This is a genomic window from Clostridium sp. DFI.5.61 (assembly GCF_024462915.1).
Lineage (GTDB): Bacteria > Bacillota > Clostridia > Oscillospirales > Oscillospiraceae > Lawsonibacter > Lawsonibacter asaccharolyticus.
This window is the reverse complement of sequence record NZ_JANGBZ010000080.1, coordinates 1-11,136: the sequence shown is the minus strand read 5'-3', so window position 1 is coordinate 11,136 and position 11,136 is coordinate 1. Positions and strand designations below refer to the sequence as shown.

Here is an 11,136-nt window from a genome sequence, read left to right as displayed (position 1 = left end):
CCCCCCCCCCCCCCCCCCCGCCCCCCCCCCCCCCCCCCCCCCCCCTCTCGTTTCTGGGGTAAAACTTCTGCAAGGAGCGCGTCTGGGAGCTCAGGGCAGCGAGGATGCTCCGTCACAGCAGCACCACGCCGGCCTGCTCACAGGCCCGGACGGTGTCGGGGTCCCACAGGGAACTCTGCACCTCACCGATGTGGGCCTTGCCCAGCAGCAGCATGGACACCCGGGACTGGCCGATGCCGCCCCCCATGGTCAAGGGCAGCTCACCGTTGAGCAGCATCCGGTGGAAGGGGAGGGAGCGGCGGCTGTCACAGCCTGCCAGGGTGAGCTGGCGGTCCAGGGACTCTGGGCTGACCCGGATGCCCATGGAGGAGAGTTCAATAGCCTGGCCATTGACGCTGTCCCAGAACAGAATGTCGCCGTTCAGGTTCCAGTCATCATAGTCCGGGGCCCGGCCGTCATGTGGCTGACCCGACTTCAGCTTTCCGCCGATCCCCATGAGAAACACCGCACCATGCTCCCGGACAATGGTGTTCTCACGCTCCTTGGGGGAGAGCTGGGGGTATAGATCCTCCAGGTCCTGGGCGGTGACGAAGGTGACCTGGCCAGGCAGCTCGGGCAGGGCGGACAGCTGGGGGAAAACGGAGCGCAGGAAGGACTGGGTATCCACGAGAGCGCGGACAATGGCGTTTACCGTCTGCTTCAGATAGTCCCGGGTGCGGTCCTCCTGGGTGATGATCTTCTCCCAATCCCACTGGTCCACGTAAGCGGAGTGGAGGTTGTCCAGCTCCTCATCCCGGCGGATGGCGTTCATGTCGGTGTAGAGCCCCTCTCCGGGGTGGAACTGATAGCGCTTCAGAGCCAGGCGCTTCCACTTGGCCAGGGAGTGGACCACCTGGGCGGTGTCCTCCACCCGGTTGATCTCAAAGGAGACGGGGCGCTCCACCCCGTTCAGGTCATCGTTGAGGCCGGAGGAGGCGGAGACGAACAGGGGGGCAGATACCCGGTGCAGGCGCAGGGCACCGGCGAGGCGGTCCTCGAACAGACGCTTGAGCAGGCTGATGGCCTTCTGGGTCTCATAGAGGCTGAGGAGGGAGCGGTATCCCTCGGGAATGACGGTTTTTCCCATGTCGAATACTCCTTTTGAAAGGGATTTGGAACAGAAGCTCATCCGGCAGAGCCGGGATGGAACGCCTGGTGAGCACATACAGATTTTTCTATTATAGCGGAGAAGGGCGGAAAAATCAATCTGTTCTTGCCAAGCGGGGCACGTCTTTGTATAATAGGGTCCATCCAAAGTTCCGACGGAGGGAGAGAGGAGATGCCTATGAAATTCATTTCCTGGAATGTGAACGGCCTGCGGGCCTGCCTGAAAAAGGGGTTTCTGGACTTTTACCGACAGGAGGCACCCGACTTCTGCTGCCTTCAGGAGACCAAGATGGAGCAGGGACAGGCGGATGTGGAGCTGAACGAAGGGGTCTTGGAGTTCTGGAACTCTGCGGAGAAGAAGGGATACTCCGGCACCGCCGTTTTCACCCCCCACCAGCCTGTGGCTGTGGCCTACGGTATGGACAAGGACCGGCACGACCACGAGGGGCGGCTCATCACCCTGGAGTATGAGGGCTTCTATCTGGTCTGCTGCTACACCCCCAACTCCCAGGACGGCCTGAAGCGGCTGGACTACCGCATGGAGTGGGAGGACGACCTGCGGGACTACCTCATGTCCCTGGACCGGCACAAGCCGGTGGTCTACTGTGGGGACCTGAACGTGGCCCACCGGGAGATCGACCTGAAAAACCCAAAGACCAACCGGAACAACGCCGGCTTCACCGACCAGGAGCGGGAAAAGATGACCTGCCTGCTCTCCTCCGGCTTTACAGACAGCTTCCGCTATCTCTACCCGGACACGGAGGGGATCTACTCCTGGTGGTCCTACCGCTTCAACGCCCGGAAGAACAACGCGGGGTGGCGCATCGACTATTTCATCGTCTCTGACCGCCTCCGGGACAAGATCAAGCGGGCGGAGATCCTGACCACGGTGGAGGGCAGCGACCACTGCCCGGTACTGCTGGAGCTGGACATCTGAGTGCCCCGGGGCGGGACCGGAAGGAGATAAGGAGGATCTGGATATGCGCAGAGCGGAGAAGGAAGTCAAAGACCTGGAGCAGTTGGAGGAGATCCTGCGGGACTGCAACACAGTGCGGATCGGGACCCAGGATGCGGAGGGGATGTTCATCGTCCCTGTGAATTACGGCTACGACCTGACAGAGGGGCAGCTGACCCTCTACCTCCACTCGGCCCGGGAGGGGCGGAAGGCGGCGGCGTTCCGCCGGGGCGGGGCGGTGGCTTTTGAGATGGACTGCGGCCACCAGCTGATGACGGCGGAGCAGGCGTGCAGTTACAGCTGTGCCTACCGCAGCATCATGGGCAGCGGGACCATCCGGGAGCTGACCGAGCCGCAGGAGAAATATGAGGCCCTCAACGCCATTATGCGCCATATGACCGGGCGAAACTGGGAGATGCCGGAGCCCGCCGTGGCCCGGGTATCCGTCTTTGCCATCTGGGCGGAGCGCTGGACGGGCAAGCGCAGCCCAGCCAACTGAGAGGAGGTAGCCGAAATGGTCTTATTTGATCCCCACAGATACGCCTATCCCTCCCGCCGCAGCGTGGTGTACGCCCGCCGGGCCATGGCCTGTACCTCCGTCCCCCTGGGGGCCCAGGTCGGCCTGGATGTGATGAAGGCCGGGGGAAATGCCGTGGATGCGGCGGTGGCCATGGCCGCCGCCATGCCCCTGCTGGAGCCCACAGGAAACGGCATCGGGGGGGACTGCTTCGCCCTGGTTTGGGTGGAGCGGGAGAAAAAGCTGTACGGCCTGAACGCCAGCGGCGTGTCCCCTGCAGCTCTGTCCGCCGCCCTGGTGCGGGAGCGGGGCTTCGGGGAGATGCCTAAAGAGGGCTGGCTGCCCACCATGGTGCCCGGCGCCCCCGGGGGATGGGCAGAGCTCAACCGGCGCTTCGGGACCCGCCCCCTTGAAGAGCTGTTCGCCCCCGCGGCCTCCTACGCCCGGGAGGGGGTGGCTGTGCCGGTGAACGTGGCGGTCCAGTGGGCACTGGACGGCCCCCGTATCGGCCGGGCTATGGAGCGGGACCCGGCCCCCCACCGCCCCTGGTGGGAGCGGATGATGAAGGCGGACGGCACCCCATACCGGGCGGGAGAGATCTTCCGCTGGCCGGAGTACGCTGACACTCTGGAGGAGCTGGCAGCCACCAGCTGTGAGAGCTTCTACCGGGGGAGCCTGATGGAGCGGATGGTCTCCTTCAGCCGGGAGACGGGGGGCTTTTTCCAGGAGCGGGATCTCCAGGACTACCGCCCGGAGTGGGTGGAGCCCATCACCGCGGACTACAAGGGCTACACCGTGTGCGAGATCCCGCCCAACGGCCATGGGATCACCGTGCTGATGGCGCTGAATATCCTGAAGGGCCTGCCCCTCTCCCAGGAGCGGGACAGCGCCGACACCTACCATAAGATTTTGGAGGCCATCAAGCTGGCTTTTGCGGACACCAGGACCTATGTGGCGGACCCCCGGTACATGCGGACCCGGGTGGCCGACCTGCTCTCGGAGGACTATGCTGCCCGGCGGCGGGCCCTGATCGGAGAGCGGGCCCTGCTGCCACAGGCGGGGGACCCCTCCTGCGGCGGCACCATCTACCTGTGCACCGCGGACCCCCAGGGCAACATGGTCTCCTTCATCCAGAGCAACTACACCACCTTCGGTGCGGGCATCCGCATCCCGGGCACCGGTATCTGCCTCCAGAACCGGGGGGCCAACTTCTCCCTGGATGAGGGCAGCGATAACTGCCTGGCCGGCGGCAAGAAGTCTTACCACACCATCATCCCCGGCTTCCTGATGAAGGAAGGGACGGCGGTGGGTCCTTTCGGCGTGATGGGGGCCTTCATGCAGCCCCAGGGCCACGTGCAGGTGGTGGTGAACACGGTGGATTACCACATGAACCCCCAGGAGTGCCTGGACGCTCCCCGGATGCAGTGGACCGGTGGGAAGCGCATCCAGCTGGAGCGGGAGGTGCCCGCCCACATCGGCCTGCGCCTGGCGGAGATGGGCCACCAGGTGGAGATCTGCAACTCCAACCTGGACATGGGCCGAGGGCAGATCATCTGGCGGATGGAGGACGGCACCCTGGCCGGCGGCACCGAGCCCCGGTGCGACGGCACGGTAGCGGCCTGGTGAAGAGAGAGGAGAGATCTTGTGAAAGAGCGCGGCCTGATCCGGATCATTATTCTCCTCTCCGGCGCCCTGCTGTGGGTGGCCTACCTGTTTGATGCGGTCTGTTCCCGATACGCTATCTATGAGGTGATCGGCTATGGGGCCCATGAGCTGTTGTCTATGCTCCCCTATGTGTCTGCCCTGACCACCGCGGTCTGGCTGGCCATTACGCTGGTGAAAGGGGCCCGGGGAAAGACACTGCGCCGGGAGCTGGCGTTCTGTGGGGCCCTGGCGGTCCTGCTGGCGGTGCAGTGGGGCTATCTGATCGAGCAATCCCACCGCTCCACCGCCACCGTTCTGGCCCAGGTCACAGAGACGGTCCTTGTGCCGGCGCAGGGGCTGCAGGCGGTGATCCGGCATCCGGAGGGGTATGAGATCACACTGTGGTGCCCCCAGCTGGCATGGGAGCTCCTTCAGCCGGGAACGGAGTACCTGGTCACCTACGAGTGGGATGACCGAATGCCCCAGGAGGGGACCTTGTGTATGGTCCATCCCTGAAAATCTCAATTTTGATCAAGGAGGCAGCAGCCATGAAAATAGCAGAATTATTCGGAAAGGGGAAGACCGTCTTTTCCTGTGAGGTGTTTCCCCCCAAGAAGGACAGCCCCGTGGACACTATCTATCAGACCCTGGACGGGCTGAAGGATATTAAACCCGACTTTATCAGCGTTACCTTCGGAGCCGGTGGCTCCCAGGTGAACCAGTCCACCCGGGAGATCGCGGCCATCATCCAGAAGCAGTACCACATCCCCGCCATGGCCCACCTGACCTGCATCACCGCCACCAGGGGGGAGGTGACCGAGCTGCTCTATGACCTGAAGGCAGACGGCGTAGAGAACGTACTGGCCCTGCGGGGGGACCGGAACCCGGACTATCCCCCAAAGACGGAGTTCCTCCACGCCGACGAGCTGGTGGCCTTCATCCGCCGGCGGGGGGACTTCGGTGTGTCCGCCGCCTGTTACCCTGAGGGGCACCCGGAGAGCCCCGACGCGGTAAGCGACCTGCGCTACCTCAAGCAGAAGGTGGACGCCGGCGCCCAGCATCTGGTGAGTCAGCTCTTCTTTGATAACGAGGACTTCCTCCGCTTCCTGGAGCGGGCCCGCATCGCGGGCATCACGGTGCCCATCGAGGCGGGCATCATGCCCGTGCTGAACCAGAAGTCCATCGAGCGGATGGTATCCCTGTGCGGGGCTTCCATCCCCCGGAAGCTCTCCCGCATCCTGGCTCGGTACGGCGACCACCCGGAGGCCCTGCGGGAGGCGGGCATCGCCTATGCCATCGACCAGATCTCCGACCTGGTGGCCGCCGGGGTGGACGGCATCCACCTTTACACCATGAACAACCCTGCGGTGGCCAGGCAGATCAGCGACAGCGTCTCCGCCATCCGGCGGGTGTGAGCGCCATGCCAATCGCCCTGGGGGAACTGGACCTGGACGAGGTGCTCCGCTACATGGGGACCCCGCCCAGCCAGGCCGGGCCGGAACTGCGGGCCCTGGTGGAGGAGTGCGGGCGGGCCGTATGCGCCGCCGCCCGGCCCCGCTGGGCCTGGAGGGCCTTCGACATCGCAGAGGAGGCGGACGGGGTGCGCCTGTCCTGCGGCCTGCTGCTGCCGGGGCAGGACCTGAAGCGCCACCTGAGGGGGTGCGGACGGGCGGCGGTGTTCTGCGCCACCCTGTCCGCCCAGGTGGACGCCCTGATCCGCCGCTGGGAGAGCGGGGACATGCTGCGGGCCCTGGCCCTGGACTGCTCCGCCGCCGCCGCGGTGGAGCAGATGTGCGACCAGATCGAACTGGAGCTCCAGGGGCACTTCCCCGGCTGCTCCTTCCCTTTCCGGTACAGCCCGGGGTATGGGGACCTGCCCCTGGAGCTCCAGAACCCCCTGCTGGACCTGCTGGACGCCCCACGGCGGGTGGGGCTGTGCGCCAGCGCCAGCCACATCCTCACCCCCCGCAAGTCGGTGACCGCTATCTTGGGGGCGGCCGACGGACCCATCCAACCAACTGTGCGTAGCTGTCTGGGCTGTCCCGCCCGGGAGAGCTGCCAGTATCGAAAGTCAGGTGGACACTGTGGAATTTCGTGAATTGCTGAATACGCCGGGCCCCGTCCTGCTGGACGGCGGCATGGGCACCATGCTGCAGGCCAGGGGCCTGTCCATAGGGGAGTGGCCCGAGCTGGCCGCCCTGGAACACCCGGACTGGCTGGAGGACATCCACCGGGCCTATGTGGAGGCGGGGGCCCAGATCCTGTGCGCCAACACCTTCGGCGCCAACCGGGAGAAGCTCGGCCGCACCGGCCGCACCGTGGAGGAGGTGGTCCCTCCCTCAGTGGAGATCGCCCGCCGGGCGGCCAGGGGGAGGGCCTTAGTGGCCCTGGACGTGGGGCCCACCGGCCAGCTGCTGGAGCCCACTGGCACCCTCCGCTTTGAGGAGGCGGTGGATATCTTTGCCCAGACGGTGCGCGCCGGTGTCCAGGCCGGGGCGGACCTGATCCTGATCGAGACCATGACCGACCTCCAGGAGGCCCGGGCCGCCCTGCTGGCCGCTAAGGAGAACAGCAGCCTGCCCGTCATCGTCACCATGACCTATGAGGAGCGGGGCCGCACCTTCCTGGGCTGCGACCCGGCCTCTGCGGCTCTGACCCTGGAGGGGATGGGGGCAGATGCCATCGGAGTGAACTGCTCCCTGGGCCCCCGGGAGATGCCCCCGCTGGTGCGGGAGCTGACCCGGTGGTCCACCCTGCCTATCGCCATCAAGCCCAATGCGGGCCTGCCCGACCCAGGGGGCGCGGGGTATGACATTACGGCGGAGGAGTTTGCCGGGAGCATGGCAGAGCTGACCGGGCTGGGCGTTAAGCTGTACGGCGGCTGCTGCGGCACTACGCCGGAGTATATCGCACTGCTGCGGGAGAAACTGGCGGGCTGCACCATCGTCCAGGTGCCCCGGCAGGTGCCCGCGGCGGTGTGCAGCGGCACCCGCACCGTGCCCATCGACCGGGTGCGGGTCATCGGGGAGCGGATCAATCCCACCGGCAAAAAGCTGATGAAAGAGGCCCTGCGCCGGGGGGATGTGGACTACATGCTGAACCAGGCCCTGGCCCAGACCGAGGCGGGGGCCGACATCCTGGATGTGAACGTGGGTCTGCCCGAGATCGACGAGGCGGAGATGATGGTGCGCACGGTGAAGGCCCTCCAGGGGGTCACCGACGCCCCCCTCCAGTTGGACTCCACCGACCCCCGGGTGCTGGAGGGAGCCCTGCGGGTCTACTGCGGCAAGGCCATTGTCAACTCGGTGAACGGGGACGAGGAGACCCTGAACGCCATCCTCCCCCTGGTGAAGAAGTACGGCGCTGCGGTGGTGGGCTTGACCCTTGACCACACCGGCATCCCAAAGACGGTAGACGCCCGGCTCTCGGTGGCCCGCCGTATCCTGGACCGGGCCCTGTCCTATGGCATCCGGCGGGAGGATGTGTACATCGACTGCCTGACCCTCACCGTCTCCGCTGAGCAGGAAGCCGCCGCCCAGACCCTGGAGGGCCTGCGGCGGGTGAAGGGAGAGCTGGGCCTGAAGACGGTGCTGGGGGTGTCCAACATCTCCTTCGGACTGCCCGCCCGGCCCCTGATCAACCAGAATTTCCTTACCATGGCCATGGCCGCCGGCCTGGACCTGCCCATCCTCAACCCCAATGTGGACGCCATGATGGCGGCAGTGCGGTGCTACCACCTGCTGATGAACATCGACACCGACGCCCGGGAATTCATCGCCGCTTACGGGAACGCCACCGTCTCCACCTCTATCACCAGCGCGGCCGGGATGACCGCCGCCCCCGCAGCGGGGGAAAAGCGGGGCCTGGAGGAGATCGTGGAGGCCGGCCTGAAGGGGGAGGCGGGGGAGGCCACCCGGGCCCTGCTGGAGAGTCGGGCCCCCCTGGACGTGGTGGACAACGTCCTCATCCCCGCCCTGGACCGAGTAGGGGCGGCCTTCGAGGCGGGAAAGGTGTTCCTGCCCCAGCTGATCCAGTCTGCAGGGGCGGCCCAGGCCGCCTTCGAGGTCATCCGGGAGCGCCTGTCCGGCCAGCCGGGCCAGGGGGAGGACCGGGGGACCATCGTGCTGGCCACCGTGAAAGGGGACATCCACGACATCGGCAAGAACATCGTCAAGGTGCTGCTGGAAAACTACGGCTACACCGTGGTGGACCTGGGGAAGGACGTGGACCCAGCCGCCGTGGCGGAGGCGGTGCGGAAGCACCGGGCCCCTCTGGTGGGGCTGTCCGCCCTGATGACCACCACCCTGAAGAGCATGGCGGACACCATCACCCTGCTCCATCTGGAGGGCCTGCCCTGTAAGATCATGGTGGGGGGGGCGGTGCTCACCCCGGAGTATGCGTCCCAGATCCAGGCGGACTTCTACGCCCGGGATGCCAAGGAGAGCGTGGACATCGCTAAGCGGGTCATCGGGTAACGACCGCAATGGGGCCGGGAGGGGCTGTCAAGCCGTCCTCCCGGCCTTTCTGTGCCGCTTACCGGCGGAAAAAGGCCTGACAGCTCCCATCCCCTTGCGTGTGAGCCAGGGATCTGCTATCCTCCGGACAGAGAGGAGGCGAAGGCCATGAAACCACACATTGTCACAGAGGACATGAGGCTCCGGGCCCGGGACGGGCAGGAGCTGGAGGGAAAGCTGTATCTGCCCCGGGATGGCGTCGTCTCCCGGCTGGTGGTCCAGGTCAACGGCTCCGGCCCCCAGACCTGCAACACCTTCCGGGACCGGGGAGACGGGACCACGTACAGCTTCTGCGGCTTCTTTGGGGAGGAGCTTGCCGGCCGGGGACTGGGCTTCTTCTGTTACAGCACCCGCGGGTACACCGATGGGAATCAGGGTCCACTCTACTGCCGAGTGGACCGGGCAGTCTACCGCTCCTACACCCCTCAGACCTGTGTGGCCGACCTGGAGGACTGGACCGCCCTCCTTCAGGCCCACCCCCGCTGTGCTGGGGCGGAGCTCCTGCTGCTGGGGTGGAGCGAGGGGACCATGATCGCTCCGGCTGTGGCTGCAGGGGGAGCGGTACCCCTGGCCGGACTGCTGCTGGCGGGCTACGCCAACGGGACCATGGAGGAGGCCCTGGACTGGCAGCAGCGGGGGCTGGGGCTGTACACCATGCTCTGCCAGTATTTTGACGCCGACGGAGATGGGAGCATCTCCCGGGAGGAGTTTGAGACGGGGCCGGGAGCGGTGCGGGAGGCCCTGGAGGCGACCTTCTCCGGGCTGGACCTGGACGGGGACGGCCGGATCACCCCGGCGGACCTGGAGGCGGTGTATGCCGGGAGCCGGGCGGAGATCTTCCGGGCCATCGAGGCGGGGGACGACGAATGGCTTTGGGAACACTACCCAGTCCCCCTCACTACCAACTGGTTCCGGGGCCACCGGAGGTTTCCCCCCAACCGGGAGACCCTGCCCCGTCTGGACCTGCCCATCCATATCCTCCAGGGGAGGTGGGACGCCAACACCCCTGCGGAGGACGCCCTGGCCATCCAGGAGACCTTCCGGAGGCTGGGGAAGGACAACCTCGCCGTCCACATCTACCCTGACGCAGGACACGCCCTGGGCTTTGAGCAGTATCTGGCCACCGGGGAACTGCCCCCCGCCCTCACCGATCTCTTTGAGCTGTGCCAGGGGCTGGGACGATAGAACAGGAGCCGGAGAGCGGGCCTCTCCGGCTCCCGCTTTTTTCCGGACTCCGGGGCCCGGAGGAGGAGCCCGCGGCTGAAAGGGAAAGCCCCTTGTGCCCTCCTGTCCCGTCTGCTATAATCGGAACAGAAAAAAGTCGAATCCGCGTGCGGAGCCGGAAAGGAGTTTATTATGGCAGAGACCTTGATCCCATTGGAGGAGCGGGAGGAGGAGCGGCGCCCGTCCCGGGTGGAGCCGCCCCGCCGGAGCGGGGGCTGGGTGGGGAAGCTGGCCCTGGTGCTGGCGGTCGTCGCCCTGGCGGTGGCCTGTCTGGCGCTGTACCGGACACTGCCGCCGGGGGAGGATGACCCACAGGAGCCAGGGGAGAGAGCAGAGTCCCCTACCATCTCCTACCGGGACCGGGAGCTCCCCGTCCTGGAAGGGGTGGCGGTGAACAGCTATGTGTCAGACGGCTTCTCCGTCAATGATCGGGGCTGGCTCACCTATGAGCAGGATGGAAAGCAGGCGGCCATCGGCATCGATGTGTCCGCTTATCAGGGGGAGATCGACTGGCAGCAGGTAGCGGATTCGGGAGTGGAATTTGCCATGATCCGGCTGGGGTACCGGGGATACTCCCAGGGGGTCATCATGCCGGACAAGAATTTTGAGCAGAACCTCCGGGGGGCGCTGGACGCTGGCCTGGAGGTGGGGGTCTACTTTTTCTCCCAGGCCGTCAGCGTCTGGGAGGCGGAGGAGGAGGCGCAGTACGTCCTGGACGCCATTCAGGGGTACGATGTGACCTACCCCGTGGCCTTTGACTGGGAGTTCATTGCCGGGGACACCGCCCGGACGGACGGCATGGAGCCGGAGGCCATCACACGCTGCGCCGGGGCCTTCTGTGATATGATCCGGGAGGCGGGCTACCACCCGGTGGTCTACTTTAACCAGGACCTGGGTTATCTGTCCTACCAGCTGGACCGGCTCACCGACTATACCTTCTGGCTGGCGGAGTATAACGCCCGCCCCAGCTTCTTCTACCACTTCGACCTGTGGCAGTACACCCACACCGCCTCGGTGCCCGGGATCGAGGGAAATGTGGACATGAATCTGGCCTTCCGGGAGTTTGACGAAAAGCCTCAGCATGGGGAAGAATAGAGAAAGAGACGGGGGGGGGGGGGGGGGGGGGGGGGGGGGGG

General features: G+C 65.9%; 10 protein-coding genes. 9 read left to right on the top strand and 1 reads right to left on the bottom strand.

Annotated features, from left to right (window positions below):
- Positions 1-112: 112 nt before the first annotated feature.
- On the bottom strand, positions 113-1,126 hold the full coding sequence (asnA, locus tag NE584_RS18180; protein WP_050623399.1) for an aspartate--ammonia ligase: 1,014 nt from the start codon (positions 1,124-1,126) through the stop codon (positions 113-115).
- Between the two features lie 198 nt (positions 1,127-1,324).
- Between asnA and NE584_RS18175 the strand changes: the two genes are divergently transcribed.
- The 9 genes from NE584_RS18175 to NE584_RS18135 all read left to right on the top strand — a co-directional run bounded on the left by NE584_RS18175 (position 1,325) and on the right by NE584_RS18135 (position 11,095).
- A complete protein-coding gene (locus NE584_RS18175) occupies positions 1,325-2,083 on the top strand; it encodes an exodeoxyribonuclease III (RefSeq protein ID WP_108980516.1) in 759 nt (252 codons plus the stop codon).
- A gap of 43 nt (positions 2,084-2,126) precedes the next feature.
- A complete protein-coding gene (locus tag NE584_RS18170; RefSeq protein WP_108980517.1) occupies positions 2,127-2,600 on the top strand; it encodes a pyridoxamine 5'-phosphate oxidase family protein in 474 nt (157 codons plus the stop codon).
- 15 nt (positions 2,601-2,615) lie between these two features.
- Positions 2,616-4,244 carry a gamma-glutamyltransferase family protein gene (locus NE584_RS18165; RefSeq protein WP_108980518.1) on the top strand — a complete coding sequence of 543 codons (1,629 nt, stop codon included), beginning with the start codon at positions 2,616-2,618 and terminating at the stop codon, positions 4,242-4,244.
- 18 nt (positions 4,245-4,262) lie between these two features.
- Positions 4,263-4,778: a hypothetical protein gene (locus NE584_RS18160; protein WP_108980519.1), complete on the top strand. Its 516-nt coding sequence runs from the start codon at positions 4,263-4,265 to the stop codon at positions 4,776-4,778.
- Positions 4,779-4,810: 32 nt separating this feature from the next.
- Complete coding sequence (metF, locus tag NE584_RS18155; protein WP_050623405.1) at positions 4,811-5,677, top strand: methylenetetrahydrofolate reductase [NAD(P)H]; 867 nt, start codon at positions 4,811-4,813, stop codon at positions 5,675-5,677.
- Positions 5,678-5,682: 5 nt separating this feature from the next.
- On the top strand, positions 5,683-6,360 hold the full coding sequence (locus tag NE584_RS18150) for a methionine synthase (protein WP_108980520.1): 678 nt from the start codon (positions 5,683-5,685) through the stop codon (positions 6,358-6,360).
- Positions 6,347-8,737 (top strand): homocysteine S-methyltransferase family protein, encoded by a 2,391-nt coding sequence (locus NE584_RS18145; RefSeq protein WP_108981565.1) that lies wholly within the window; start codon positions 6,347-6,349, stop codon positions 8,735-8,737. Before NE584_RS18150 ends, NE584_RS18145 begins: the two co-directional genes overlap by 14 nt.
- Before the next feature lie 147 nt (positions 8,738-8,884).
- Positions 8,885-9,961 carry an alpha/beta fold hydrolase gene (locus NE584_RS18140; protein ID WP_256183422.1) on the top strand — a complete coding sequence of 359 codons (1,077 nt, stop codon included), beginning with the start codon at positions 8,885-8,887 and terminating at the stop codon, positions 9,959-9,961.
- Positions 9,962-10,132: 171 nt separating this feature from the next.
- Positions 10,133-11,095: a glycoside hydrolase family 25 protein gene (locus NE584_RS18135; protein ID WP_157954710.1), complete on the top strand. Its 963-nt coding sequence runs from the start codon at positions 10,133-10,135 to the stop codon at positions 11,093-11,095.
- Positions 11,096-11,136: the final 41 nt, after the last annotated feature.